This window comes from Arthrobacter bussei (assembly GCF_009377195.2).
Classification (GTDB): domain Bacteria; phylum Actinomycetota; class Actinomycetes; order Actinomycetales; family Micrococcaceae; genus Arthrobacter_D; species Arthrobacter_D bussei.
This window is the reverse complement of sequence record NZ_VJXX01000002.1, coordinates 360,284-386,812: the sequence shown is the minus strand read 5'-3', so window position 1 is coordinate 386,812 and position 26,529 is coordinate 360,284. Positions and strand designations below refer to the sequence as shown.

Annotated in this window: 26 protein-coding genes and 1 riboswitch; of the genes, 17 read left to right on the top strand and 9 right to left on the bottom strand. The window is 69.3% G+C overall.

From position 1 onward, the window contains the following. Positions 1-216 precede the first annotated feature (216 nt). From FNH21_RS10040 to nrdF, 8 genes are all read left to right on the top strand, one after another. The gene (locus FNH21_RS10040; protein WP_152814750.1) at positions 217-1,593 is read left to right on the top strand and encodes an NAD(P)/FAD-dependent oxidoreductase; all 1,377 of its coding nucleotides are present in this window, start codon (positions 217-219) and stop codon (positions 1,591-1,593) included. Further along, positions 1,590-2,315: a DUF1365 domain-containing protein gene (locus FNH21_RS10035; RefSeq protein ID WP_152814748.1), complete on the top strand. Its 726-nt coding sequence runs from the start codon at positions 1,590-1,592 to the stop codon at positions 2,313-2,315. Before FNH21_RS10040 ends, FNH21_RS10035 begins: the two co-directional genes overlap by 4 nt. Further along, positions 2,312-3,592: a class I SAM-dependent methyltransferase gene (locus tag FNH21_RS10030; protein ID WP_152814747.1), complete on the top strand. Its 1,281-nt coding sequence runs from the start codon at positions 2,312-2,314 to the stop codon at positions 3,590-3,592. The genes FNH21_RS10035 and FNH21_RS10030 overlap by 4 nt, the downstream gene beginning before the upstream one ends. Positions 3,593-3,747: 155 nt before the next feature. Next, the gene (locus FNH21_RS10025; RefSeq protein ID WP_191931829.1) at positions 3,748-5,034 is read left to right on the top strand and encodes a class I SAM-dependent methyltransferase; all 1,287 of its coding nucleotides are present in this window, start codon (positions 3,748-3,750) and stop codon (positions 5,032-5,034) included. Positions 5,035-5,506: 472 nt separating this feature from the next. Next, a complete protein-coding gene (gene nrdH, locus FNH21_RS10020) occupies positions 5,507-5,752 on the top strand; it encodes a glutaredoxin-like protein NrdH (protein WP_152814745.1) in 246 nt (81 codons plus the stop codon). A 38-nt stretch (positions 5,753-5,790) separates the two neighbouring features. Then, the gene (gene nrdI, locus FNH21_RS10015) at positions 5,791-6,264 is read left to right on the top strand and encodes a class Ib ribonucleoside-diphosphate reductase assembly flavoprotein NrdI (protein WP_152814744.1); all 474 of its coding nucleotides are present in this window, start codon (positions 5,791-5,793) and stop codon (positions 6,262-6,264) included. Continuing rightward, positions 6,261-8,420: a class 1b ribonucleoside-diphosphate reductase subunit alpha gene (gene nrdE, locus FNH21_RS10010; protein WP_055771897.1), complete on the top strand. Its 2,160-nt coding sequence runs from the start codon at positions 6,261-6,263 to the stop codon at positions 8,418-8,420. Before nrdI ends, nrdE begins: the two co-directional genes overlap by 4 nt. Positions 8,421-8,506: 86 nt before the next feature. Further along, the gene (gene nrdF / locus FNH21_RS10005; protein WP_055771894.1) at positions 8,507-9,481 is read left to right on the top strand and encodes a class 1b ribonucleoside-diphosphate reductase subunit beta; all 975 of its coding nucleotides are present in this window, start codon (positions 8,507-8,509) and stop codon (positions 9,479-9,481) included. An 81-nt stretch (positions 9,482-9,562) separates the two neighbouring features. Here the strand turns inward: nrdF and FNH21_RS10000 are convergent, their stop codons facing one another. Further along, entirely contained in the window at positions 9,563-10,603 is a 1,041-nt protein-coding gene (locus tag FNH21_RS10000; protein WP_152814743.1) for an AAA family ATPase, read from the bottom strand. A gap of 458 nt (positions 10,604-11,061) precedes the next feature. Here FNH21_RS10000 and FNH21_RS09995 point away from each other — a divergent pair, with 458 nt between their 5' ends. Next, positions 11,062-11,286, top strand: a complete 225-nt coding sequence (locus tag FNH21_RS09995) for a hypothetical protein (protein ID WP_152814742.1) — start codon at positions 11,062-11,064, stop codon at positions 11,284-11,286. Position 11,287: 1 nt separating this feature from the next. On the opposite strand, the gene FNH21_RS17090 is transcribed toward FNH21_RS09995, so the two are convergent. Beyond that, positions 11,288-11,794, bottom strand: a complete 507-nt coding sequence (locus tag FNH21_RS17090; protein WP_241743150.1) for a class I SAM-dependent methyltransferase — start codon at positions 11,792-11,794, stop codon at positions 11,288-11,290. Further along, positions 11,795-12,139 (bottom strand): class I SAM-dependent methyltransferase, encoded by a 345-nt coding sequence (locus FNH21_RS17085; protein ID WP_241743149.1) that lies wholly within the window; start codon positions 12,137-12,139, stop codon positions 11,795-11,797. Between the two features lie 227 nt (positions 12,140-12,366). Here FNH21_RS17085 and FNH21_RS09985 point away from each other — a divergent pair, with 227 nt between their 5' ends. Next, complete coding sequence (locus FNH21_RS09985; RefSeq protein ID WP_152814741.1) at positions 12,367-13,887, top strand: metallophosphoesterase family protein; 1,521 nt, start codon at positions 12,367-12,369, stop codon at positions 13,885-13,887. On the opposite strand, the gene FNH21_RS09980 is transcribed toward FNH21_RS09985, so the two are convergent. Beyond that, positions 13,880-14,812 (bottom strand): ribonuclease Z, encoded by a 933-nt coding sequence (locus FNH21_RS09980; protein ID WP_152814740.1) that lies wholly within the window; start codon positions 14,810-14,812, stop codon positions 13,880-13,882. The two genes, FNH21_RS09985 and FNH21_RS09980, sit on opposite strands and share 8 nt — an antisense overlap. Before the next feature lie 143 nt (positions 14,813-14,955). Here FNH21_RS09980 and FNH21_RS09975 point away from each other — a divergent pair, with 143 nt between their 5' ends. After that, entirely contained in the window at positions 14,956-15,837 is an 882-nt protein-coding gene (locus FNH21_RS09975; protein WP_338403232.1) for a CPBP family intramembrane glutamic endopeptidase, read from the top strand. Then, positions 15,834-16,460 carry a DNA alkylation repair protein gene (locus tag FNH21_RS09970; RefSeq protein ID WP_338403231.1) on the top strand — a complete coding sequence of 209 codons (627 nt, stop codon included), beginning with the start codon at positions 15,834-15,836 and terminating at the stop codon, positions 16,458-16,460. Before FNH21_RS09975 ends, FNH21_RS09970 begins: the two co-directional genes overlap by 4 nt. Here FNH21_RS09970 and FNH21_RS09965 read toward each other — a convergent pair. The 5 genes from FNH21_RS09965 to FNH21_RS09945 form a co-directional block, all read right to left on the bottom strand. Next, positions 16,457-17,218, bottom strand: a complete 762-nt coding sequence (locus FNH21_RS09965; RefSeq protein WP_152814738.1) for a glycosyltransferase — start codon at positions 17,216-17,218, stop codon at positions 16,457-16,459. The genes FNH21_RS09970 and FNH21_RS09965 overlap by 4 nt on opposite strands. Positions 17,219-17,363: 145 nt before the next feature. Then, positions 17,364-18,266 (bottom strand): KPN_02809 family neutral zinc metallopeptidase, encoded by a 903-nt coding sequence (gene ypfJ, locus FNH21_RS09960; RefSeq protein ID WP_152814736.1) that lies wholly within the window; start codon positions 18,264-18,266, stop codon positions 17,364-17,366. 59 nt (positions 18,267-18,325) lie between these two features. Then, positions 18,326-19,294: an SGNH/GDSL hydrolase family protein gene (locus FNH21_RS09955; protein WP_241743148.1), complete on the bottom strand. Its 969-nt coding sequence runs from the start codon at positions 19,292-19,294 to the stop codon at positions 18,326-18,328. Between the two features lie 127 nt (positions 19,295-19,421). After that, the gene (locus FNH21_RS09950; protein WP_338403229.1) at positions 19,422-20,282 is read right to left on the bottom strand and encodes a pentapeptide repeat-containing protein; all 861 of its coding nucleotides are present in this window, start codon (positions 20,280-20,282) and stop codon (positions 19,422-19,424) included. A gap of 170 nt (positions 20,283-20,452) precedes the next feature. Continuing rightward, a complete protein-coding gene (locus tag FNH21_RS09945) occupies positions 20,453-22,039 on the bottom strand; it encodes an MDR family MFS transporter (protein WP_152814734.1) in 1,587 nt (528 codons plus the stop codon). A 290-nt stretch (positions 22,040-22,329) separates the two neighbouring features. Here FNH21_RS09945 and FNH21_RS09940 point away from each other — a divergent pair, with 290 nt between their 5' ends. The 5 genes from FNH21_RS09940 (at position 22,330) to thiE (ending at position 26,420) form a co-directional block, all read left to right on the top strand. Beyond that, positions 22,330-23,133, top strand: coding sequence for a thioesterase family protein (locus FNH21_RS09940; RefSeq protein ID WP_152814732.1), 804 nt, complete (start codon positions 22,330-22,332; stop codon positions 23,131-23,133). Between the two features lie 141 nt (positions 23,134-23,274). Then, a complete protein-coding gene (locus tag FNH21_RS09935; protein ID WP_152814730.1) occupies positions 23,275-23,559 on the top strand; it encodes a DUF427 domain-containing protein in 285 nt (94 codons plus the stop codon). Positions 23,560-23,677: 118 nt separating this feature from the next. Continuing rightward, positions 23,678-24,709 (top strand): aldo/keto reductase, encoded by a 1,032-nt coding sequence (locus FNH21_RS09930; protein WP_152814728.1) that lies wholly within the window; start codon positions 23,678-23,680, stop codon positions 24,707-24,709. Positions 24,710-24,747: 38 nt separating this feature from the next. Continuing rightward, positions 24,748-24,846, top strand: a riboswitch (TPP riboswitch). Between the two features lie 39 nt (positions 24,847-24,885). Then, entirely contained in the window at positions 24,886-25,734 is an 849-nt protein-coding gene (gene thiM / locus FNH21_RS09925; protein WP_422108767.1) for a hydroxyethylthiazole kinase, read from the top strand. After that, the gene (gene thiE, locus FNH21_RS09920; RefSeq protein WP_152814725.1) at positions 25,734-26,420 is read left to right on the top strand and encodes a thiamine phosphate synthase; all 687 of its coding nucleotides are present in this window, start codon (positions 25,734-25,736) and stop codon (positions 26,418-26,420) included. Before thiM ends, thiE begins: the two co-directional genes overlap by 1 nt. The last annotated feature ends 109 nt before the right edge of the window (positions 26,421-26,529 follow it).

Here is a 26,529-nt window from a genome sequence, read left to right as displayed (position 1 = left end):
CACTTCCTCCCTGGCTGGTCCATGATTCCCGCAGCCGGAAGAAGTAGTTGCACCAATCCCGAATCTGTGAGCCTCCGAACTTCTCCCGAATCAACTGTGCGACAGGTCTCTGGAGTCCGATCCACCGGTGTCCCGGCGGGGTGTGGCGGCTTGTGGCGAGTCCGTGGGAACCTGCGGATGCTCCGCCGTACAGCCACACGACCGGCAGGAGAAGACATGTCCGACGAAGAGACGGGTTCCGTCGAGCTTACCCGCGGCGGGCAGCCGGCCGGCCGCCGCGTCGCCGTGATCGGGAGCGGTGTCTCGGGCCTCACGGCCGCCTGGATCCTCCGGAACGGCAACGCGGTCACCCTCTTCGAGGCCGACGACCGCCCGGGCGGTCACGCGCACACCCACCAGGTCGATCTCGCGGACGGCACGACGACGGGCGTCGACACCGGGTTCATCGTCCACAACGACCGCACCTATCCCACCCTGGTCCGGCTCTTCGAGGAGCTCGGCGTGTCCACCCAGGACTCGGACATGAGCATGTCCATCCGCTGTGACGGCTGCGGCCTGGAGTACGCGGGGGCGAAGGGCCGGCGTGGGGTGTTCGCGCAGCCCGGTGTGCTGTTCCGCGGCCGGTATCTCCGCATGCTCGCCGAGATCCTGCGGTTCCAGCGGTCGGCACGGGCGCTCCTGCGCCACAGCGACGACGCCATGGCGGGCACCGCCGGAGAGGAGGAGCCCACGCTCGGCGACTTCCTCGATCGGGGCCGCTTCAGCGCCTATTTCACCTCCCACTTCATGACGCCCGTGGTGTCGGCCGTCTGGTCCTGCGATCCGACCACGGCCCTGGCCTACCCGGCCCGGTACCTGTTCTCCTTCATGGACCACCACGGAATGCTCACCATCAAGGGCTCTCCCCAGTGGCGCACCGTCACGGGAGGCTCCAACGAGTACGTGCGGCGCATCGTCGACGTCCTCGACGACGTGCGGCTGTCGAGTCCGGTGACCGCCGTGAGGAAGACCGCCGACGGCGTCCTGGTCACGACGGCCGGTGCGAGCGAGCTGTTCGACGCCGTCGTCATCGCAACGCATCCGAACCAGGCCCTGGCGATGCTCGAGGAGCCGAGCGGCGACGCCGCCGAGGTCCTCGGCACCATGCCGTACTCCGTGAACACCACGCAGTTCCACACCGACGAGTCGGTGCTGCCCCGCGTGCACGGCGCCCGCGCCTCCTGGAACTACCGCCTGCCCTCGTGCGATGCGACGCCGGACCGCGTCCTCGTGTCCTACGACATGACGCGGCTCCAGCGCCTCGAGGGGCGCACCAACCACCGCTTCATCGTCAGCCTGGGGGAGGGCGACCTGATCGATCCGTCGACCGTGCTGAAGACGATGGTCTACGAGCACCCCCAGTACACGCCGCAGTCCCTCGCGTCCCAGGCACGGCTGGCGGAGCTCGGCGACGACCGGATCGCCTTCGCCGGCGCGTACCACGGGTGGGGTTTCCACGAGGACGGCGCCCTGTCCGGCCGCCGCGCCGCTGAGAGCATCGGCGGGTCGTGGGACGGGAACCCCGCCACTGAACTCGCCGACGTACGGGCATGAGCGCCTTCCTCTACCCGACCACGATCCGCCACGTCCGGCGGACGCCGCTGCGCCACGACTTCACCTACCGCAGCTACAGCTGGCTCGTGGACCTCGACGACCTCCCCGTCCTGCCCCGCCGGCTCGCCCCGTTCGCCAGGTTCCTCTCCGAGGACCATCTCGGCTCGCCCGAGCGCAGCATCCGCGAGAACGTGGCCGCCTTCCTGCGCTCGCAGGGCAGGAACGACGACGGCGGACGCGTCACGATGCTCTCGAGCGGCCGGGTGCTCGGGCACGTCTTCAATCCGCTGTCGCTGTTCTGGTGCCATGACCGTTCCGGCGCCCTCACCGCCGTCGTCGCCGAGGTGCACAACACCTACGGGGAGCGCCACTGCTATCTGCTCGACGTCGATGCGCACGGCACGGCGCACACCCCGAAGGCGTTCTACGTGTCGCCGTTCAACCCCGTGGAGGGGGACTACGAGATGCGCGTGCCCGAGCCCGCCGAGAGACTCGGCGTCGCGATCGTGCTGCACCGCGAGGAGCAGGCGCCCTTCACCGCCACCATGACCGGACACCGGCTGCCCGCGACCACCGCGAACGTGGTCCGGATGGCGCTCGCGGTCCCTCTGGCACCCCTCCGCGTCGTCGTCCAGATCCGCTGGCAGGGGATTAGACTCTGGCTGCGGCGGCTGCCCATCAGTCCCAGGCCGCTCCATGAACACCAGGAGGCAGTTCGATGAGCACCACAGTTGTTCCCTCGCAGGCGGACGTCGATCCGGCCGCCTGGCCGGGCATCGCCGGCGTCCCCAGCGGGACGAGGAGCAAGGTCCGGGCCACCATTGCCGAGAAGATCTTCTCGGCGGCCGTCAACACCCTCGAGCTCCGGGTCATCCACGACGACGGCACCACCCTGGGCGCGCCAGGTGGCGGCCCACGACCGGAGATGCGCATCCACCGGCCCGCCGACTTCTACGCCCGGCTCGGCGACAGCGGCCTGATCGGCCTCGGTGAGTCCTACATGGCCAGGGACTGGACGGCGTCGGACCTCACCGAGGTGATCCAGGTCTTCGCAGCTCGTGCCGCGCACCTGGTGCCCGTGCCGCTGCAGAAGCTCCGCGGACTCTCCCTGCCCAAGCCGCCCCGGCGCGAGCGGAACAGCACGGCCAACACGCGCTCGAATATTTCGCGGCATTACGATCTCTCCAACGAACTCTTCGCCCTGTTCCTGGACCCGACGATGTCCTACTCGAGCGCTCTCTTCGATACCACCGGCAAGGATCTCCTGCACGTCGAGTGGAACGAACTCGCCGCCGCGCAGCAGCGGAAGATCGACCGCCTGCTCGACCAGGCGAACGTGGGCCAGGGCACGCGGGTCCTCGAGATCGGCACCGGCTGGGGAGAGCTCGCCCTCCGGGCCGCCGCCCGCGGAGCTACGGTGGTGTCGGTGACGCTGTCCAGCGAGCAGAAGGAGCTCGCGGAGCAGCGCATCAGCGCCGCCGGCTTCGCGGACCGCGTCGAGGTGCAGCTGAAGGACTACCGGCTGGTCGAGGGCCAGTACGACGCCGTGGTGTCGGTCGAGATGATCGAGGCCGTGGGCTACGAGTTCTGGGCCGTGTACTTCCAGACGATCGACCGCGTCCTCGCCCCGGGGGGCCGCGTGGCCATCCAGGCCATCACGCTCCCGCATGAGCGGATGATGGCGACACGGCGGTCCTACACCTGGATCCACAAGTACATCTTCCCCGGGGGGTTCATCCCCTCGGTCCGCGCCATCGAGGACGTCACCGACCGCTACACCAGCCTGCGGGTGCGTGAGCGCCTCTCCATGGGCGACCACTACGCCCAGACGCTCCGCCTGTGGGAGGAGCGTTTCCTCGCACGGCATGACGACGTGGCGGCCCTCGGCTTCGACGACACGTTCGAGCGCATGTGGCAGTTCTACCTCTGCTACTCCCGGGCGGGTTTCCAGGCCGGCTACCTCGACGTCCAGCAGCTCATCTTCGACCGGCGGCCCTGACGTGCCTCCGTTCCTCCCGAGCTCCCCGTTCTTCTCGTCGTTCCCCGTTCCTCCCGAGCTTCCCGTTCTTCTCGTCGTTCCCCGCGGCCCAACCCGTCGCAACCCGTCCCAACCCGTCCCAACCTGTCCCAACCTGTCCCACCAAGGAGTATCGCGTGACTGACCCCGAGCAGGGCACCAGGTCCACCGGCCGATCAGGCAGCGGGACGGAGGGGATCGCGCAGAAGCTCGCCGGAATCCTCGCACCGATCGTCGGAGGGGAGCTCCCCGTCCGGCTCGTCGCCTGGGACGGCAGCGCTGCGGGCGGCGAGGACCAGCCCGAGGTCCGCCTGAACAGCGCGAACGCCCTGCGCCGCATCCTCTGGAGTCCGGGCGAGCTCGGCGTGTCCCAGGCCTACGTCACCGGCGAGCTCGACGTCCCCGGATCCCTCGAGCAGGCGCTCACCCACCTGTGGACCGTGATCGGGCAGCGCGGACTCTCGATGCCGCGGCTGACCCCGCAGCTCGTCCTGCAGCTGACGAAGGTGGCCCGCGAGGTCGGGGCCTTCGGTCCGCCCCTGCCGGCGCCGGCATCCCAGGCGAAGATCAAGGGCCGCCTGCACAGCCTGCTGCGGGACCGCGCGGCCATCAGCCACCACTACGACCTCTCCAACGACTTCTACGGCCTCATCCTCGATGACCACATGGCCTACTCCTGCGGCTACTGGCTCTCCGACGACCCCGACTACTCCCTCGAGGACGCGCAGCGCGACAAGCTGGACCTCGTCTGCCGCAAGGTGGGCCTCGATCGGAAGCCGGGGATGCGGTTCCTCGACGTCGGCTGCGGCTGGGGGTCGCTGAGCCTGTACGCCGCCGAGCACTTCGGCGCCAGGGTCACCGGCGTCACCATCTCGAAGGAGCAGAAGGCGTTCATCGACCGGAGGATCGCGGAGCGGGGGCTCGGCGACCGCGTCGAGATCCGGCTCCAGGACTACCGCGACGTGCGTGACGGACCCTACGACGCCGTCGCCTCCCTCGAGATGGGGGAGCACGTGGGCGAGGAGAACTACGGGACCTACACGTCCACCCTGTTCCGGAATGTCGCCCCCGGCGGGAAGGTCCTGATCCAGCAGATGTCGCGGCACGGCAAGCACCCGGGCGGAGGGCCCTTCATCGAGTCCTTCATCGCCCCGGACATGCACATGCGGCCCGTGGGGGACACCGTCAACCTGATCGAGGGCGCCGGCTTCGAGATCCGCGGCGTGCAGGCGCTCCGCGAGCACTACGTCCGGACCATCGACGCCTGGGAGGACCGCTTCGAGGCCAACTGGGACCGCGCCGTCGCGATGATGGGCGAGGAGGTCGCCCGGGTCTGGCGCCTCTACATGGTCGGCGCGTCGATGACGTTCCGGGACGGCCGGATGGGCGTGGACCAGATCCTCGCGGAGCGCCCGCTCCGGTAGCGCTGCCCCAGCCGGCATCACGCCGGTCCGACGGCCGGTACCGCTTCTCCCCGGAAGCGGTGCCGGCCGTCGTCGTGTGCAGGTCGAGGCCGGCCGCCGCCGGGTTCGGCAGGACGTCCGCGACACGCCGCGGAATCACGACACGGCGTTTTTTCTGCCTGTGTGGAACTCCTCCACAGCATGTGGACCGAGGCCCCGCCATGGTGCTGGAATCGCTCGTTTCCGGGCTTTCCAGCAACCCCGATCTGTGGACATCGTGTGGACTACTCGGACCGGTAATGACATACTTGTAATACATCATCTAGGGGTTCACCCGAGCGGTGCGCACTAGATGTAGTATCGAACCACAGAAACAACCGCTGGACGGGCATGGGCCCGGAAGCGCGGAAATCCCCGGATTTCTTCCCCTGTCCGGGGCCGCGCTCCACCCATGACACAGCACGACAGCAGTAGACGAAAAGGGGACTAGGACATGACGGTCACGGTTTACACGAAGCCGGCTTGCGTACAGTGCAACGCCACGTACCGCGCTCTGGACAAGAAGGGCATCGCCTACCAGAGCGTCGACATCTCGCAGGACCCCGCCGCCCTCGAGCGCGTGCGCTCCATGGGCTACATGCAGGCTCCCGTGGTCATCACGGACAACGACCACTGGTCCGGGTTCCGCCCCGACAAGATCAGCGCGATCGCCGACTCGGCCGTCAGCTCGGTGGCCTGAGCGATCCCCTCGGGGATCCGCAGGCCGGGCATCGGGCGATGAGCATCCTCACCGTGGATGATCGTTCCCCCGCCGCCGATCCGGCAGCAGCCGGCGTGGCGGAGGGGGCGGTCACCGATGCCGCACTGATCTACTTCTCGTCGGTCTCCGACAACACCCACCGCTTCGTGGAGAAGCTGGGCGTCCGGGCCGCCCGCATGCCGGTGCTCACCAGGGAGCCGACCCTGCAGGCGACCAGGCCGTACGTCCTGGTCCTACCGACCTACGGCGGGATCACCGGCAAGGGCGCGGTGCCCCGCCAGGTCGTGAAGTTCCTGAACAACGAGCAGAACCGCAGCCTCCTCCGCGGGGTCATCGGGGCCGGTAACACCAATTTCGGTGAGACCTACTGCCTTGCCGCCGACATCGTCGCCGCCAAGTGCAACGTGCCGGTCCTCTACAGATTTGAAGTCATGGGAACGTCCGAGGACGTCGCCCGCGTAACCACAGGATTGGAAGAGTTTTGGACATGAGTGTTGCAGAGACGGAGACGGGCGCACCCGCAGCCGCAGTAGAGCGCTTCAAGGACATGGGCTATCACGAGCTCAACGCCATGCTCAACCTGTACGGACCGAGCGGGGAGATCCAGTTCGACGCCGACCGCGAGGCCGCGCACCAGTACTTCCTTCAGCATGTGAACAACAACACCGTGTTCTTCCACGACCTCGAGGAGAAGCTCGACTACCTCGTGAAGAACGAGTACTACGAGCGCGAGACGCTCCACCAGTACACGATGAACTTCATCCGCGACCTCTTCAAGCGTGCCTACGCCAAGAAGTTCCGCTTCGAGACCTTCCTCGGCGCCTTCAAGTACTACACCTCGTACACGCTGAAGACGTTCGACGGCAAGCGTTACCTCGAGCGCTACGAGGACCGCGTCTGCATGGTCGCCCTCCACCTGGCCCGCGGTAACGAGCAGCTTGCCTTGCAGATGGTCGACGAGATCATCGACGGCCGCTTCCAGCCCGCCACCCCCACCTTTCTCAACGCCGGCAAGCGCCAGCGCGGCGAGCTCGTCTCCTGTTTCCTCCTCCGCATCGAGGACAACATGGAGTCGATCGGCCGTTCCATCAACTCGGCCCTGCAGCTCTCCAAGCGCGGCGGCGGCGTCGCCTTCGCCCTGACGAACATCCGTGAGGTCGGCGCGCCGATCAAGCAGATCGAGAACCAGTCCTCCGGCGTCATCCCCGTGATGAAGCTCCTCGAGGACAGCTTCTCCTACGCCAACCAGCTCGGCGCCCGCCAGGGTGCCGGTGCCGTGTACCTGCACGCCCACCACCCGGACATCAACCGCTTCCTCGACACCAAGCGCGAGAACGCGGACGAGAAGATCCGCATCAAGACGCTGTCCCTCGGCGTCGTGGTCCCCGACATCACGTTCGAGCTCGCCAAGCGCGACGAGGACATGTACCTGTTCTCCCCGTACGACGTCGAGCGCGTCTACGGCATGCCGTTCTCCGACATCTCGGTCACCGAGAAGTACTACGAGATGGTGGACGACGCCCGCATCAAGAAGACCAAGATCAAGGCCCGCGAGTTCTTCCAGACCCTCGCGGAGATCCAGTTCGAGTCCGGCTACCCGTACATCATGTTCGAGGACACCGTGAACCGGGCGAACCCGATCGAGGGCAAGATCATCATGTCCAACCTGTGCTCCGAGATCCTCCAGGTCTCCGAGCCCACCACGTACAACGAGGACCTGTCCTACGACCAGGTGGGCAAGGACATCTCCTGCAACCTCGGCTCGCTGAACATCGCGAAGACCATGGACTCGCCCGACTTCGGCCGGACCATCGAGACCGCGATCCGCACCCTCTCGGCTGTCTCGGACATGAGCCACATCAGCTCGGTGCCCTCGATCGCCAAGGGCAACGACGCCTCGCACGCCATCGGCCTCGGCCAGATGAACCTGCACGGCTACCTCGCCCGGGAGCGGGTCCACTACGGCTCCGAGGAGGGCCTGGACTTCACCAACATCTACTTCTACTCCGTGGTGTACCACTGCATCCGGGCGTCGAACCTGATGTCCATCGAGACCGGCCGCCAGTTCGCGGGCTTCGAGCGCTCCACGTATGCCAGCGGGGAGTTCTTCGACAAGTACACCGATCAGGTGTGGGAGCCGGCGACGCCGCGCGTCCGTGAGCTGTTCGCCGACGTGCACATCCCCACGCAGGAGGACTGGCGCGCACTGAAGGCCTCGGTCATGGAGCACGGCATCTACAACCAGAACCTGCAGGCCGTCCCACCGACCGGTTCCATCTCGTACATCAACAACTCGACCTCCTCCATCCACCCGGTGGCGTCGAAGATCGAGATCCGCAAGGAAGGCAAGCTGGGCCGCGTGTACTACCCGGCGCCGTACCTCACCAACGACAACCTGGAGTACTACCAGGATGCGTACGAGATCGGCTACGAGAAGATCATCGACACGTACGCCGCTGCAACGCAGCACGTGGACCAGGGCCTGTCCCTGACGCTGTTCTTCAAGGACACCGCGACCACGCGTGAGATCAACAAGTCGCAGATCTACGCCTGGCGCAAGGGCATCAAGACCGTCTACTACATCCGTCTCCGCCAGCTCGCGCTGGAAGGGACCGAGGTAGAGGGCTGCGTCTCCTGCATGCTCTAGCAGTTCTCGCCGGACCGGGCATCGCGCCCGGTCCGGCATCCCCGTTCCACCAGGCACCACCCACACCCCCAGACAAGGAACACACCATGAGCGAGAAGCTGAAGCTCGTCGACCAGGTCCAGGCCATCAACTGGAACCGCATCCAGGATGACAAGGACGTCGAGGTCTGGAACCGCCTGGTGAACAACTTCTGGCTGCCCGAGAAGGTGCCGCTGTCCAACGACGTGCAGTCGTGGGCCACGCTGACGCCGGACGAGCAGCAGCTCACCATGCGTGTGTTCGCCGGTCTGACGCTGCTCGACACCGTGCAGGCCACGGTCGGCGCCGTCAGCCTCATCCCCGACGCGATCACGCCGCACGAGGAGGCCGTCCTCACGAACATCGCGTTCATGGAGTCGGTGCACGCCAAGAGCTACTCCTCGATCTTCTCCACCCTGGCCTCCACCAAGGAGATCGACGAGGCGTTCCGCTGGTCCACGGAGAACGTGAACCTGCAGAAGAAGGCCAGCATCGTCACGGAGTACTACCGCGGTGACGATCCCCTGAAGCGCAAGGTCGCCTCGACGCTGCTCGAGAGCTTCCTGTTCTACTCCGGCTTCTACCTGCCCATGTACTGGTCCTCCCGCGCCAAGCTCACGAACACGGCCGACCTGGTGCGCCTGATCATCCGTGACGAGGCCGTGCACGGCTACTACATCGGCTACAAGTTCCAGCGCGGGCTCGAGAGTGCGACGCCGGAGCGCCGCCAGGAGATCAAGGACTACGCGTTCGAGCTCCTCTTCGAGCTGTACGAGAACGAGGTCCAGTACACCCACGACCTGTACGACGGCGTGGGTCTGGCCGAGGACGTCAAGAAGTTCCTGCACTACAACGCCAACAAGGCGCTGATGAACCTCGGCTACGAGGCGATGTTCCCGTCGTCCGTCACCGATGTGAACCCTGCGATCCTCTCGGCGCTGTCACCGAATGCGGACGAGAACCACGACTTCTTCTCTGGCTCGGGTTCCTCGTACGTCATCGGCAAGGCCGTGAACACCGAGGACGAGGACTGGGACTTCTAGTCCTGCCGCATCATGAGCGGGCCCGGCCGGAAATCCTCCGTCCGGGCCCGTCTGCACATCCGCCGTCGGACGCTCTGACGACTAGGTCAGCCAGCTCCACCAGCGCGACGGTTCCGGTTCCGGGCGGGGGACTGGTTCAGGCTCCGGTTCGCCTCCGAGCGCCTGGGCGGCCTCGACGAGATCCTCGGCGGTGAGGGTCATGACGGCGTCGCGGTCGAGCGCGTCGAAGTCCCGGCCCTCGTCGAGCGAGAGCCTGAGCGCCTGCCGGTTCAATGCCTGCTCGAACAGCGTGCGGGCGAAACGGGCGTTGCCAGAATCCTCCCCGACGTGCAGGCCCAGGAAGATGCGGCGCAGCATCTCGTCCGCGCCGTCGGCAAGGACGTACTCGTGCTGGGCCAGCATCTGATGGAAGATCGTCTGGAGCGCGTCCACTGAGTAGTCGGGGAACGTGATCTCCCGGGCGAAACGGGAGCGCAGCCCGGGGTTCGACAGGAGGAACGCCTCCATCAGCTGCGGGTAGCCCGCCACGATGACCACCAGTCGATGCCGGTGGTCCTCCATCCGCTTGAGCAGGACCTCGATGGCCTCCGGACCGAAGTCCATCCGGCCGTCGTCGGGCGTCAGTGCGTACGCCTCGTCGATGAAGAGCACCCCGTCGAGTGCCCGCCGGATCACCCGGTCCGTCTTGATAGCGGTCGCCCCGACATACTGCCCCACGAGGCCGGACCGGTCCACCTCCACGAGGTGCCCCTTCTGCAGCAGTCCGACAGCGCGGTACATCTCGGCGAGAAGCCGCGCGACCGTGGTCTTCCCGGTCCCCGGGTTGCCGAGGAAGACGAGATGCTGTGACGTCGCCACCTCGGGCAGTCCGTGCGCCTTCCGGCGTGCCTGCACCTGGAGGAGGGCGACAAGAGCGCGCACCTGCTCCTTGACCGTGTCCAGTCCCACGAGGGCGTCGAGTTCGGCCTGCACTTCGGCCAACGGGCGGGCCGGACCGGGGCGCGCTGCGAAGTACTCCCCGCGTAGATCCTCGACGCGCTCCGACCCCGAGGACTTGAGCTGATCCGTGAGGTGGCTCAACGTCTCGCGGAGGTCGTCGAGTGGATTGCGGCCAGCGGCCATGTCGTCCTCCTGCGCGGCTGACCGGCAGCCGCCAGCCGTCCCACCGGAAGGTCAGCCACCGCACCCGTCGAAGCCTGGTGGTGTCCCGCCAGTCGAACGGGATCATCACCACGCTACCGCACCGGACGAGCGGGCACGGGCCTATTTCCAGGCTGCTTCAGCGACGCTCGTGGCGCCGGAGAGCGACGGCAGGGTCAGTGGTGAAGCCCCTTCCCGTCGTCACACACTGGTGAGCGTCCGGGTGTCGCCTCAGCATCGCTGGTCATGCCGCAGAGCCTTGATCCGCCGTCGTGCCCTGCGCTGCTCGCTCTCAGGGTGTGCCTTCAACGGTTCCCGAGCGACGGCACCCGGGGGTAGGGGAGCGGTGGAGCGGTAGGCATGATTGGTGGGTGTTCCGACGACCATGGTGTGGCGTCGCCCCGGGCGCGTCCGTACGCTCCACCGGGACCCTCCTTCGTGTGATTGCAGGCTTCGCAGTGCTCCTGACCATCCCGATCATCGTCCGGTTGGCGGATGGTGCCGGCAACGGCCTCGACTGGGTGTTCCTCGTCATGGGCATCGGGCTCGCCGGCTACTGGGTCCTGCTCGCGCTGCGCGGGAGGCGTGCGCGCCGCGCCGAGCTCGACGAGCTCCGGCGCCTGAGGGACGGCGGAACGGTCCGGTTACCGGCCACACGAGACTGAGCTAGGCTGCCGGATTCCGCGCAATGATCGTGTAGGTGCAGGGAATCAGTGCGCGCTCGGGCTCCGGCCACGCGAATCCGTCGTCCAACTCCACCATGCGCGCGGAGAATCGCCACGGCAGGGTGGTGCCTTCGTCCATGCGGAGGATCGTCAGCCCAGCGCCGATGAGGGCGTTGACGATCTCCGAGATCGGGTGCGCCCACTCGAGGGTGCGCGGATGGGCGACGACGCCGTCGCCGGCGTAGGTGGACGACTCGTCCCAGATCTGGGCTTCGCCGTCGCCGAAGTACGGGTAGCGCAGCGTCAGCCCGTCGCCTTGCTCGTCGACCGAGTAGAGGACGGGGTGACCGTCCCGGATGTAGAAGGTGCCTCCCGCCTTCAGGAGCCCGGCGATCTGGGCCGCCCAGCGATCGAGGTCCGGCAACCAGGTGATCGTTCCGATGCTCGTGTAGACGACGTCGAACTCGCCCGCGACGGCCTGCCTGGCCTCGAGGACATCGCTCTCCACTCAGGTCGCGTCGAGGCCGAGCCGGGCCGCCAGCCGATCCGCGGAGGCCAGCGCTGCGGGGGAGAAGTCGACGCCCGTGACGCGCGCGCCGGCTCGCACCAGGGACAGGGTGTCCGTCCCGATGTGGCATTGGAGATGGCAGACGTCCAGCCCTGCCACGGAGTCGCCGGGCAGGAAGGGGGTCAGTGCGGCCAGGTCCGTCCGAACGACGCTGGTGAGGTACGCGGGGTCGTCGAATCGCTCGAGACCGTACGCAGCCTCGTGAAGAGGGACGCGGTCCTCCCATTTGCTCAGGTTGGTCGACCGGGCCGTCTCCCAGTCCGAGGCGCTGCGCTGATCATCCACCCGGTGAGTCTATGGGCAAGCGGATTCCGCACGCACCGTCATAATGGACGCCGTGAAGCGTCCTGAATCACAATGGCGCAAGATGTCCATCGGTCATCGGGGCCGACTGGGCGGTCCCGCGCACCAGGACCTAGGTCCGCCACGTCGGACTGCCGGGGGCCACGTCCACGAGCAGGCAATCTCGATGGCGAGCTGCTGACACCACGTCCACGAGCCGGAGGGTCCCAGTGAAGACCACGAGCACCACCATCCGATCCCTTGCCGTCGTCGCCGTGCTCACCGCACTGCTTCCCGGGTTGGGTGTCGCCCCGAGTGCGATGGCGGAGACCGTTGCGTCGGACGACACCGCGCTGTGCGCCTCGATGACCACGGACATCCATCAGAGCGTCAACCCGACCACGGGCGCCTCGCTCCTCACGCGGTGGACCGGCGAGATCGAGAGCGCCGCGAGCCGGCACGGCTTCACGGAGAGACGCGGCGTCGCGTTCAAGGCATCCGCCACGCAGCAGCCGGGGCTCGTGCCGGTGCACCGGCTGGTCAAGAAGGGTCAGTTCGTCTGGATCCCGGACAAGCCCCACTCGAGCGAGTTCGCCAGAGCCGTGACGGTCTACGGCTACACCGATCAGGGCGTGAACTTCTATGCGGCGCCACACACCATCGACTGCGGTGCAGGCGTGGAGGTCTTCCGCCGCGGCGGTACGCATCGTGCCACGGCCGATCCCGGGTACGGCGCCGCACTCCTGGCGGACGGCTGGGTCGCCGAGGGCCCGAAGTACTGGGGTACAGCGGCCGGGCCGGGGGGGCCACCGATCCCGCCCCCGGTCACTCCGCCCCTTCCACCCCAGCCTGGTCCGGAAGACGGTATCTTCTCCATCGCCGTCATCCCGGACACCCAGCAGGAGGTGTTCGCGGACCGTCCGGACGGCACCAACTCACGCTTCTCGGGACGTACCCGCTGGCTCGTCGACAACGAGGACCGGTACGACCTGCGCTACGTGGTGCACAGCGGTGACGTCGTCAACTGGGATACACCCGACCACGCCCAGTACGAGGTTGCCAGGAAGGGGATCAGGGTGCTCGAGGATGCGCGGCTGGAGACCTCGCTGGCCATCGGCAACCACGACACCGCGGCCGTCGGACCGGGTGGGTCGGCTGCTGACCACACGCGCACACGTCAGTTGGTCCGCGACACCTCCACCTTCAATGCGTACTTCCCGACGACGGCCAACGCGGGGCTCGAGGGCACCTTCGAGCCCGGCAAGATCGACAACAACTTCCACACCTTCGAGGCGGGGGGTGTGGACTGGCTGGTCCTGACGCTCGAACTCTGGCCCCGTGTCGAAGCCGTGCAGTGGGCCCGCGGTGTCGTCGCGGCCCATCCGAGGCACAACGTCATCATCAACACCCACGCCTACCTGACTGCGGACGGTTCGATCGCACAGAACAGCGACTACGGCGTCAGCTCACCGCAGTACCTGTACGACAACCTCGTGAAGGTGTGTCCCAACATCAAGATGGTCTTCTCCGGGCATGTCGGCCAGGCTGCCGCCCGCGAGGACACCGGGGTGAACGGGAACAGGATCTTCTCCTACCTTGGCGCCTTCCACTCGAACGTCACCAATCCCGTCCGGATCCTCGAGATCGACACGCGTGCGGGAACCCTGAAGAGCGCCATCCACGCGCCGTCGCTGGGCGCCATCTGGACGCAGTACGACCGGTCGACGAGCGGCCTCGAGGTCATCAGGTAGCCGCCCGGCGCTCACCCGGCCGCAGGGATCCCTCGTCGGCCGCCCGATGACCCGGGATCGCGATGCGGTCCAGGTCCGACGCCGCGACCACAGTGGTGGCGGGCCCGGCCGTCCGCCGGGCGCCCGCGGCGAGCAGTCCGACGTCGTCGTACCTGGACGAGAAATGCGTCAGGACCAGTGACCCCGCCGCCCCGGACGAGGCGATGGAGCCTGCCTGCCCCGCCGTCAGGTGGAGGTACTCCTCGGCGAGCCGTGCGTCGTCGTCGCTGAAGGTGCTCTCCGTGACGAGGAGATCGGCGCCCTCCGCCAGCGCGAACGCGCCGTCGCAGACCGCCGTGTCCATGACGAAGGCGAACCGCCGCCCGGGACGGTGCACGCTGACGTCCTCGAGCCGCACGTCCCCGAAGCGGCCTTCGCGGGCCAGCCGTCCGACGTCGGGACCCCGGACCGCCGCGCCCTCGAGGCGTGCCGGGAGGAAGGTCCGTCCGTCCGGCTCGGTCACCCGGTAGCCGTAGGCCTCGATGCGATGGCGGAGCGGTTCGACGTCGATGCCGTCCGCGACCGGTCCGGCAGCCCCGTGCGGATGCAGGTGCAGATCGAGGCCCGGTGTCGCGAGGGAGACGAGCGCGCGGACAGTCCCGCCGCCCGACGCCGGGTAGTGCAGGTGCACGGGGTGCGCGACACCGTCGAGCACCATCCGGGAGAGGACTCCGGGCAGCCCGAAGCAGTGGTCGCCGTGCACATGGGTGAGGCAGATCCTCGTGATCCTGGACGCGGACACCCCCGCATGGATCATCTGCCGTTGCGTGCCCTCGCCGGGATCGAAGAGGATGCCCTCGCGCTCCCATCGCAGGAAGTACCCGTTGTGGTTGCGGGTCCTGGTGGGTACCTGGGACGCCGTCCCGAGGATGACGAGCTCGCGCATGGTCCCAGTCTTGCACCGAGGAGGACTGCGGGCGCCGTGGTGCCGCGGTGGTGCAGCCTCCCTCGGTGGGGAGACAATGGCGGAGACGCAGCCCGGGTGGCACACCGCCGGGGGATGGATCTGAACGGCTGAAGGAGCGTGGTGTGGTGGAGCAGCAGTCCGGAGCGGCGGCCGTGGGCCTCCGCCGCGAGCGGCCGACGGCGAGGGCCGCCCGATCGTGGGCGGCGGGCTCGTGGCGGACGCCGTCGTGGGCGCTGCTTCCTGCAGGCCTCGTGTCCCTCGCAGGCTTCACCCTCCTGGTGCTGCATCAGCCGCTGATCGGCTACGGACTCCTGGTGCTCGCTCTCGCGGTGTCCGCCGTCGTCGACCGGGCGCTCTTCCGCGACCTCCTGCTCGTCGCCTTCAGCCTGACGGTCATGAGCCTGGTCCCGATCACCACGGACATCAGCGTGGACCACATGACCGTCATGGGAGCGGCGATGATCCTTGCCGTCGGGGTGCCCTACGCCGTGTCCCGCTTCATCTACCGGGACCATGCCATCACCTTCCCCGTCCGCACGGGCCAGCCCTGGACGCGCGCGGAGAAGTGGTATCTGCCCGCCGTCCTCGTGATCGGCTACGCGCTGCTCCCCGTGTACATGCTGGGTACCGGCGTCTACGCGAACTGGCCGGCCGCCGACGAGCCGGGCGAGGTGGCCCGCCTGTTCGTCGGGACCAACGGGCTCGGGGTCTTGGACGAGCTGTTCTTCATCTGCACGGTGTTCGCCCTCCTGCGGCGGCACCTCCCGAGGGCCCAGGCCAACATCCTGCAGGCCGTCCTGTTCACGTCCTTCCTCTGGGAGCTCGGCTTCCACGCGTGGGCGCCGTTCTTCATCTTCCCGTTCGCCCTGCTGCAGGCCTTCATCTTCACGCGCACCCGCTCGCTCTCCTACATCATCTGCGTGCACCTGCTCTTCGACTTCGTCCTGTTCCTCGTCCTGATCCACGCCCACAACCGGGCCTGGATCGACATCTTCGTCTGGTGAGTGCCGAGCGGGTGGCAGAGGTTCTGGACTTCATCGACGAGTCCCTGCAGTACGAGAGCACGTGGGAGCGGGCGGAGGACCACGAGCGGCGCTTCGGCGCCGACCTCGAGTACTACGGCGCCTCGGTCGGTGCCGTCCGGGGCAGTATCCGTAACGCCGGACGGCGCTATCCCGGCCTGGACCACGACGACGTCACCGCTCTCGCGAGCGCGCTGTGGTCCACGCCGGTGTATGAGCGGCGGCTCGCCGCCGTCGTCCTCCTCCAGTCCGCGTCCGGACTGCTCCGCCACTCCGACCTCACCCGGATCGAGGGCTTCATCCGGTCCGCAGCGCTGCACGACCTCGTGGATGCACTCGCCGTCGACGTCGTCGGAAGCCTCCTGCAGCGACTGGCGGGGCAGGAAGCGGTGCGGGCGAGCGCCGTGGTGGCCCGCTGGGCCGGTGCCGACGAGCCCCTGCTGCGGCGCGCGGCCGTCCTCGCGCACCTGCCCGCCTACCGGTCGGGCAACGGCGACGACGACGCCTTCCGGCGGACCATCCGCTCTATCTCGGGCGTCCAGCGGAGCCGGGTTCCGGAGGTCGAGGAGGCGATCGCCCTGGTGCGATCCAGCGGTGCGCCCTAGCGGATGTCGATGGTGCGGATCAGTCGTCCACGTAGTGCCGGCACGAGGTGATGGACCCCCATGAGGCCCACGCCGTACCGGCGAACCCGCCGCATGGACGTGGCGACCCGCAGCCGTGGGTCGATGCGGACCGCCCTGTAGCCGAGGCGGCGCGCCACCCGGGCGGAGAAGTCGATGTCCTCGTCGCGGGTGTCGATCGCGGTCCGCCCGAAGCCGCCCGTGGCCAGGTAGGCAGAGGCCCGCACGGCCATGTTGTGCCCGGCCACGAAGCGCAGGAAGGCGACGTCGAGGTGGACTGCGGCCATCATGACGCGCAGGAGCCTCAGCGCGCCGGGCATGAGGATGTCGTCGCCCCAGCGGTAGTGGCGATCCCGCAGTGGCACGCTCGTCCCGCCGAGCAGCTGGACCTCCGGGTGCTCGGCGAACGTGCGGCGGATGCGCGCCGCCCAGTCCTCGGCCGGTTCGCTGTCGCCGTCGGTGCGGGCGACCACGGTGTAGCCGTCGGCGATCGCGGTCCGGAAGCCGGTGTCGCAGGCCGCGCCCGTGCCCTTCTGACGTTCGGTGAGCAGAGTGAGGCCGGCGGACGGGTGTGCGGCGGCGAACTGCCGGACGCGCTGTGCGGTGTCATCGGTGGAGTTGTTGTCCACGACGTAGACGTGCAGGCCGTCGGGCTCGCGCTGCCCGAGCAGCGCCTCGAGCGTGTGCGTGATGCCGGGTTCGTTGAAGACGGGTACGACGACGGCGAGCCGGTCGGTCACGAGTGGTCCTTCGGGGGGGGGGGGGGGGGGGGGGGGGGGGGGGGGGGGGGGGGGGGGGGGGGGGGGGGGGGGGGGGGGGGGGGGGGGGGGGGGGGGGGGGGGGGGGGGGGGGGGGGGGGGGGGGCGGACACGGGGGAGGGAGGACTCAGGGTCTGTCGAGGTCGGCGGCCGCGAAGGTGTCGCAGGACCGGAGGTCTCCGGTCTCGTACCCCTGCGAGAACCAGGCCTGGCGCTGGGCGCTGGAACCGTGGGTCCACCCCTCGGGATCGACCCGGCCCGTCGCGGCCTCCTGGATGCGATCATCGCCGACGGACGCGGCAGCGGACAGTGCGTCCTGGAGATCGGTCGTGGAGAACGGGAGCAGGAACGGCTGCCCGGACTCCGGGTCCTCCACCGTCGTGGCATGCGCAGCCCACATGCCGGCCAGGCAGTCGGCCTGCAGCTCGACGCGGACGCCGCCGGATTCCTCGCCCTGCGGGTCCTGCCCGGCGGCGCCGAGCGTGCCGATGAGGTTCTGGACGTGGTGGCCGAACTCGTGGGCGACGACGTATTCCTGCGCCAGCGGGCCGCTCGATGCGCCGAACTGCGTGACCAGTTCGTCGAAGAACGCGGTGTCGTAGTAGGTCTGCTCGTCGACAGGGCAGTAGAAGGGTCCGACGGCGCTGGTCGCCGTGCCGCAGCCGGTGTCCGTGCGGTCGGTGAACAGGGCCACGCCGGGCTGGGTGTAGGCGACCCCGAACTGGTCCAGGTAGGGGAGCCAGAAACTGTCGAGGCTCTCGGCCGTCGCCAGGATGCGGCAGTCGAGCCTCTCGTTCGCCTCGACCCCCGAGACGCACTCGCTGATGGCACCGCCACCGTCGTCGCCCTGTCCGGCCGTGCTGGTACCGTCCTGCAGCCCGAGCTGGTCCACGACACCCGGACCGAAGATGAGGGAGAGGATCAGGAGGAGCCCCCCACCCACGCCGCCGCCGACGGCGACGCCGCGGCCCCGGCCTCGCCGGTCACTGACCCGGGAGGGGTCCAGGCGGGTCCTGTCGTTGAAACTCATGAATCAACCATAAGCTGACTTAGCGTCCGGCGGTGTACGGAGGGTGACGCGCCGCACCACTAGGCAAGCGGCCGGCCGGCGCGCGGCCAGGTCCCTGGATCCACCAGGACCTCGGACACGCCGAGCTTCAGCGTGTCGAGCTCGCGTTCGAGGATCACCGCGGCCTTCCGGCTGCCCTCGGGGGTGAGGTGGACGGCGTCGGCCAGGTCGTCCTCGAGTTCGTGCGCCGTCAGCCAGTCGCCCACGGAGACGAAGGTGATGCCCCGCGCGGCGGCGAGATCCCCGAGGAGTGCGTCGACCTCGGCACGGCGACCACCGCCGTCCCGGGAGCTGCGGCTCAGCGTGCCGATCATCATGATGCGTGAGCGGGGGTAGGTCTCTTCGAGTCCGAGGAGCAGGGCATTCGCGTTCGCGAGGATGTCACCGTCGGAGGCACCGCGTGCAGCATCGTTGCCGCCGCCCTCGACGACGACGAGCGCGGGCTCGCCGTGCGGCAGCACCCATGTGCCGCCGGTCAGGGCGTCGTAGTAGTTCGGGGCATCGATCGTCGGGTTCGCGGCGACGTAGCCGGTCCCTCCTGCACCCGAGAAGCGCACATCGTAGCCGAGGGCGCGCAGGGCGAGCTGGGGCCACGAGTTCTGCTCGGACGCCTGCGAATCGCCGATGAGGACGGCCGTCCGGTGCACGTCCTGCACCACGACCTCGCGCCGGCCGGTCGTCGGGTTGGGTACCGTGCTCCCGACCTTCAGGTTCGGCACGGACAGCACCGCGGGCGGTTCCACGATCGTCCCACCTGTGCTGGTCGGGGCCTGAGGTGAGGTATCGGGGCGTCGTGGAGGCAGGACCTCGCCCGGTACGACCACGGACCGGGCGGGGGTGCGGCCGGACTCCTGCACGTCACCGGGCGATGCCGATGCCGGCATCATGCCCGCCACGAGCGTCAGCGACACGAGCAGTGTCAGCGCCCCGCCTCGGCGAGGGCGCAGCGGGGGGTTGTCGCCGGCCGCCCCGGTCGTCGTCCTGGTCATCGTGTGTCGCACTCCCCCTGAGAGCCTCCACCCGGCATCCCGGGGACCAGCCTATCGGGGCGGCGCGACGGTCCGCGGCCGCCCGGCTGCGACACTCCGGGGGTGCGCTCGCGCTCCGCAGGGCCGCTCAGGCGAGCCAGTGCTGCGGCGCCGACAGCCGCCGTGGCAGCCGCGTGCCGCGGTCACCGAGCGCCGCGGCGACCTGCATCGGCGTGAGGAACAGGGCGCCGGAGAGATCCGCGCCGTGCAGGCGCGTGTCGCGCAGGTCCGCGCCGAGGAGGTCCACCCGGTCGAGATCCACGCCCGAGAGGTCCGCGGCGATGAGGTACGCGCCGCGAAGATCGGCACCGCGGAGCGTACGGCCGGTGAGGTCCACGCCGAGTAGGTCGGCACCGGGGCCGATCCGGCGGGGGTGGCGCGTGCCGGCAGCGCTGCGCCGTACGGACGCGCTGACGGCCGTCAGCGCGTCGCCGACCCGACGACGGAGAGCCTCGAGGTCGAGGCCCGGGAGCCGGTCGGCATCCAGGCGTGCGAGGGCGGTGGTCTCCTCGAGGAGCGCGGCGATCGTGGTCCTCACGCCCGGCGCGACCTCCGGTGCGCCGGCGGCCAGGGCCAGCGCCTCATCGAGGTACCAGAGGATCTCGTGCAGGTCGCGGACCACGGGGAAAGCGGCGAACATCGGTACGCGCACCTCAGGGTGGTCCGTCCAGCTGCGTCCGCCGAAGGTCGCCTGGGCCACCTGCTGCCCGGCCCCGAAGCAGTCGAAGACGGTGCAGCCCTTGTAACCCGTATCGCGCAGCTTCCGGTGGATGGTGCAGGAGAAGTCGTCGGCGAGGTTGTGGCATGCCCGGCCGATGGGCTTGTCGTGCGCGAAGTCGCTGGAGCGCTCGAAACCGAGTGCCGAGCAGCACAGCGCGAAGCAGCTGGAACAGTCCGCGGTCAGGGGGACCTCGGGGTACCCGGTCAGGCGCAGGGGGACGGCGGGCACGGGGTCCTTCCGGATGGACGGCGCCGGCCATCGATGCCGGCGGTGGGGGAGCCTCCACTGTGCCACAGGCAGGACGAGCCCCGCCGGAGTCCGGCGGGGCTCGTCCTGACGCGCTCGGCGCGCCGGTGTCGGTGCAAGGGTGTCAGTGCACGGGTTTCAGTACATGGGTGTCAGTGCACGGGCGTCGGCGCGGCGCCGTCCTGCTGCGGCGCGCGGACGAAGAAGGAGGCGACGACGGCGAGGAGGAAGATGATCGCACCGTACATGAACGCGGCCCTGATCCCGCCGGCCATGGCGGGGAGTTCGCCGACGCCCTCCGAGACCAGCGCCGTGGTCTGCAGGGTCATCACGGAGATGAACAGCGCGGTTCCCGCGGCGCCCGCCAGCTGCTGCGCCGTGCCGAACACGGCGCTGCCGTGCGAGTACAGGTGCGGCTTGACGGACCCGAGGGCCGAGGTCAGCAGCGGCGTGAACATCAGGGCGAGGCCGATGCTGAGGAACACGTGCGCCACGAGCACCAGCTGCACGGGCGTGGTCTCGGTGAGCCGTGTCATGGCCCAGAACACCACGCTGACGAGCAGGGCTCCCGGCACCAGGAGGACGCGGGGTCCGCGGCGGTCGTAGATCCGACCGACCACGGGGCCGAGCAGGCCCATGGCCAGCCCGCCCGGGAGCAGGAGGAGTCCGGACACCAGCGGGTCCATGCCCAGCACGGTCTGTACGTAGATGGGGATGAGGATGATCGTGCCGAACAGGGCCATCATGCTGACGGCGATCGCGACGATCGAGATGGTGAAGTTGCCGGAGGTGAACACCCGGAGGTCCAGAAGGGCCGCGTCCCGGCGCTGCAGGACGAGCTGACGCGTGATGAAGAGGGCGAGCCCGGCGATGCCGGCGACGAGGGGGATCCACGCGGGGACGGCGCTGCCGGTCGATGCCTCGCCCAGCTGGCTCAACCCGTAGATGATGCCGCCGAAGGCGACGGCGGACAGGATGACGGAGGGCACGTCGATGGCCGACCGGCGCGGCTCCGTGACGTTCTGCATCTTGGCCGAGCCGATGGCGAGCGCGGCGAGGGAGATCGGGAGGACGAGCCAGAACATCCAGCGCCAGTCGAGCACGCTCAGGATCGCTCCGGAGATCGTGGGGCCGAGGGCGGGAGCCACCGAGATGACGATCGAGATGTTGCCCATGATCTTGCCGCGGGAGGCGGGCGGGACCAGCGTCATGACGGTCGTCATGAGCAGGGGCATCATGATCGCGGTGCCGCTCGCCTGGACCACACGGCCGATCACCAGGACACCGAAGCCGGGCGCCATCGCGGCGATGAGCGTGCCGAGGCTGAACAGGCCCATGGCGGCCATGAAGACGGGGCGGGTGTCGAAGCGCTGCAGCAGGTAGCCGGTGATGGGGATGACCACGGCCATGGTCAGCATGAACGCGGTACTGAGCCACTGCCCGGCGCCGACCGTGATCCCGAGGTCCTCGACGAGCCGGGGGATCGCCACACCCATGATCGTCTCGTTGAGGATCACCACGAAGGCGGAGATGAGCAGGAGTGTGATGACGAGCTTGTCGCGGGGCGGGAGTGCGGCGCCGACGGGACCGGCGGTCCGGCGAGCATCGGACGGGGCTTCGGCGCCGGTGTCGGTGCGGGCAGGCGCTGCAGCCCGGGCCGTTGCGGCCGCGGCCCCGACGCCGGGCACCTCGGGACTCGGTAGTGCGTCGGAGACGCTGGAGGATGGGCTCTGGGTCATCGTGATCCGCTCGGTTCGATCTGGTGCCGCCCGGCCGGGACGATCCATCCGGGGCCGGTATGCGTGTGTACAGGGGACCGTCCAGGTGAATGGTTGATCCGGTCAACTACCTGAACCCCGGGGTCCGGGAGTCTATTCCGCCCGCGATCCGTCTGCCCGGGGACGGCGGCTCCGCCGTCGTCCTCTTCCGGCCCCGGCGGTCCGCTGCTCCACTAGCATAGGGCTGGTGCGGCGCCCCGAGCCAGAGCCGGGGGATCGCCGGTTCCGCCGGCTCCGGTCCGCGCCATTCCATGTCCGACGACGAAGGAGAACTCCCTGTGTCCGATTCTTTCTACCGCGGACTCGGTGGCGGGCGGTTCGTCTCCACGCTCAACGCGCAGGGGGCGTGGAACCCGGAGGAACAGCACATGGCTCCGATCTCCGGGCTGATGACGCAGTGCCTGCTCGAGTGCGCACCGCGGGAGGGCATGCAGCTGAGCCGGATCAGCTTCGACATCCTCGGGATGATCCCCGGGGGTGAGTTCGAGATCTCCACCGCCGTCGTGCGCCCCGGGCGGACGATCGAGCTGCTCGAGGCCAGGATGGAGGCCGCGGGGAGGACCGCGATCGTCGCGCGGGCCTGGCGCCTGAGCGTCCAGGACACCGAAGCCGTCGCCGCGCTGGAGGATCCGCGCATCCCGGGTCCCGACGCGGCCGGGCCCCACGAGGGCATGACCGCATGGCCGGGCGGGTTCATCCGGTCGCTCGACGTACGCGTGGTGCCGGGGCACCGGCCGGGGCGCGGACAGGTATGGCTCCGGAACCCCTACGCCATGGTGGAGGGCGCAGTGGCGCCCGACGTGGTCCGTCTGGTCGGGATGATGGACGCCGCCAACGGCATCGCCTCCCGGGTGGCGCCCGGCGGTGACAGCTGGATGTTCCCCAACGTGGACCTGCAGGTCCATCTGTACCGGGAGCCCGCGGGGGAGTGGCTCGGCCTGGATACGCGCGTGACGTTCGGGCGGGACGGCGTCGGGCTGACCTCGAGCGTGGTGCACGACCTCGACGGGCCGTTCGGACGGCTCGAGCAGATCCTCACCGTGCGGAAGCTCTGACGGGCACCTGCCGGAATGACGGTGCACCTGCCGGAATGACGGCGCGCCGGCCATGGTTGCACGAGGCATGGATGCCTGCGGCGTGCTCCACGCCCGGGCGATCGCGCCCACGCGCCCGTGGGACGTCGAGGAAGAGGAAGCATGCCGAAAGCTATCTGGAACGATCAGGTCATCGCCGAGTCCACGGACACGGTCATGGTCGAGGGGAACCACTACTTCCCGCCGAACTCCATCTCCGAGCAGTTCTTCGTGCCGACACGGACACAGACGGTGTGCCCGTGGAAGGGGACCGCGAGCTACTTCAGCCTGGACGTCGACGGCGAGCAGAACAAGGACGCCGCGTGGAGCTACCCGGAGCCGAAAGAAGCGGCGGAGAACATCCGCGGTTACTACGCTTTCTGGAAGGGCGTCACGGTCAGCGAGTGACCACGTGGCCGAAGGGCGCCGTCGTTCGACGGCGCCCTTCGCGCGTGTGGGACGGACGCAGCCCGCCCTGAACCCCGAACGGACGACGGCGCCGCACGGCGCAGGATGAAGGAGCACCATGGAGAACCGGACACTCGGCAACAGCGGCACCTCGGTCTCGCACCTGGCCCTCGGCACGATGACCTTCGGCGCGGAATCGGACGAGGCGACCTCGCACGCCATCCTCTCGGACTACGCGGCGGCGGGCGGCAACCTGATCGACACCGCCGACGTCTACACCGCCGGGGCCTCGGAGGAGATCATCGGCCGCTGGATCGCGAAGAACCCGGCCGAGAGCGGACGCATGGTGCTCGCGTCCAAGGGCCGCTTCCCCATGGGCGATGACGCGAACGACCTGGGGCTGTCCCGGCGCCACCTCCGCCGCGCGCTCGATGCCTCCCTGACGCGTCTCGGCGTGGAGCACATCGACCTGTACCAGGTGCACTCGTGGGATCCGCTGACACCGCTCGAGGAGACCCTCGGCTTCCTCGACCAGGCCGTGGCGCAGGGCAAGATCAGCTACTACGGGTTCTCCAACTACACCGGCTGGCAGCTCACCAAGGCCGTGATGATCGCCCGGCAGCGCGGGTACTCCCTGCCGGTGACCCTGCAGCCGCAGTACTCGCTGCTGGTCCGCGAGATCGAGGCGGAGATCGTCCCCGCGGTGCTCGACGCCGGCATGGGCATGCTGCCCTGGTCCCCGCTGGGCGGCGGCTGGCTCACCGGCAAGTACAGCCGGGACACGGAGCCCAGAGGGCAGACCCGGCTCGGCGAGAACCCGCAGTGCGGCATGGAGGCCTGGGAGAAGCGCAACGCGCAGGACCGCACGTGGCGCATCATCGACACCGTGACGGGCATCGCCGGCGAGCGTGGTGTGAACGCCTCCCATGTCGCCCTCGCGTGGGTGGCCGCCAAGGCCGGCGTCACCTCGGTGATCCTCGGCGCCCGCACCCAGGAGCAGCTGGCCGACAACCTCGCCTCCGCGGACCTCGAGCTCACCGCGACGGAACTCTCCCGGCTCGACGACGTCAGTGCCCCGACGTTCAGCGACTACCCCTACGGCGGCCCGGGCATCGAGCAGCGCAGCCGCGGGATCGCCGGAGGCCGCTGACCCGGTTGGCTCCGTCCGCCTGACGGGCTATCGTTTCGAGCAGTGACACGGGGTGTCCCTCCATGGGAGGGGCTGAGAACAGACCCGTCGAACCTGATCCAGCTCATACTGGCGAAGGGATGTCCTGCCGGGCCGTCGGCCCCGTGCGTCCTGCCGCCCCATCGCGAGAGGACGCCATCGTGCACCAGGTCCAGCAGAACCCCACCCAGGCCGTCGGCCCCGTCACCGCCGAGGACTGCGCGCTGCTGCTCTCGGCCCTGCGCGACGCCGTCCCGCTCGTGCAGTGCATCACCAACGCCGTCGTCACGAACGTCACCGCCAACGTGCTCCTCGCCCTCGGAGCGACTCCCGCCATGGTGGACATCCCCGGCGAGGCCCGGCAGTTCGCCCCCGTCGCCTCGGCTGTGCTCGTCAACCTCGGCACCCCCACCGGTTCCCAGCGCGAGGCCATGCTGGAGGCAGCGGACGCGGCGAACGAGTCGGGGACCCCCTGGGTCCTCGACCCCGTCGCGGTCGGCTTCCTCGCCGTCCGCACGCAGACCGCCACGGAGCTCGTCGCCCTCCGCCCCGCGATCATCCGGGGCAACGCCTCGGAGATCATCGCGCTCGCAGGTGCGGGCGCTGGCGGCCGCGGCGTGGACTCCCTCGACGAGCCGGCCGCCGCGCTCGACGCCGCGCGGCTCCTGGCCTCCCGCCACGGGTCGGTCGTCGCCGTGTCGGGCGCCGTGGACATGATCGTCGCGCCGTCCGGTGCCGTCGTCGGCGTGGCCAACGGGACGCCCCTCCTCACGCAGGTCACCGGGGGCGGGTGCGCGCTGGGGGCCGTCATGGCCGCCTTCGCCGCCCTCACCGAGGATCCGCTCCTCGCGGCGGTCGCCGCGACCGGCGTGTACACGATCGCCGCAGAACACGCCGCAGCCGTCGCGTCGGGGCCGGGCACCTTCGCGGCGCAGTTCCTCGACGCCCTCTCGGCCATCACCCCGGACGACGTCCGGCGCGGGCTGACCCTGCGGTCAGACTCCTGATGGTCGCCCAGGACGGGAGTGCCCGGCAGTCGCCGGCGTCCTACCTGCCCCTCTACCTCGTCACGGACACGGTGCTCTGCTCGCCACGGTCGGTACCCGACCTCGTCGCGCTCGCCGTCGAGGGCGGGGTCACCTGCGTGCAGGTCCGGGACAAGCGCGCGGGAGGCCGCGATCTCCTGGACCTGCTGGTGGCCGTGGCCGCCGCCGTGGATGGCCGGGTGCCGGTGCTGGTCGACGATCGGGTGGACGTCTACCTCGCCGCCCTCGCCGGGGGTGCCCGGGTGCACGGGGTCCACGTGGGGCAGTCGGACCTTCCTGCCGATCTGGTGCGGACCATGGTGGGGCCCGACGCCGTCGTCGGACTGAGTGCAGCGACGCCCGGGCAGTTCGGGGCGGCGGCGGACCTCCCGGCGGGCACGGTCGACTATCTCGGCGTGGGTGCGGTGCATGCCACCACTACCAAGCCCGATCACCCGGCGCCCCTCGGCGTCGACGGGTTCGCGGGCCTGATGACGTCTGCTCCACTGCCCTGCGTCGCGATCGGCGGCATCACGGCGGACGACGTGGCTCCGCTGCGCCGCGCCGGTGCCGCGGGGATCGCCGTCGTCTCCGCCCTGTGTACGGCCGTGGATCCGTCGGCGAGCGCACGCGACCTGCTCCGGGCATGGCAGGACGGGAGAAGCTGACCCCCCCTGCGCGACCGGTCGGACGGCCGGGGGCTCCCGGCGGTGATCAGGGCTCGGTGCAGGCGCGACGTCGCCCGCGATGGCCGGCCGCTGGCCGCGCACCGGCCAC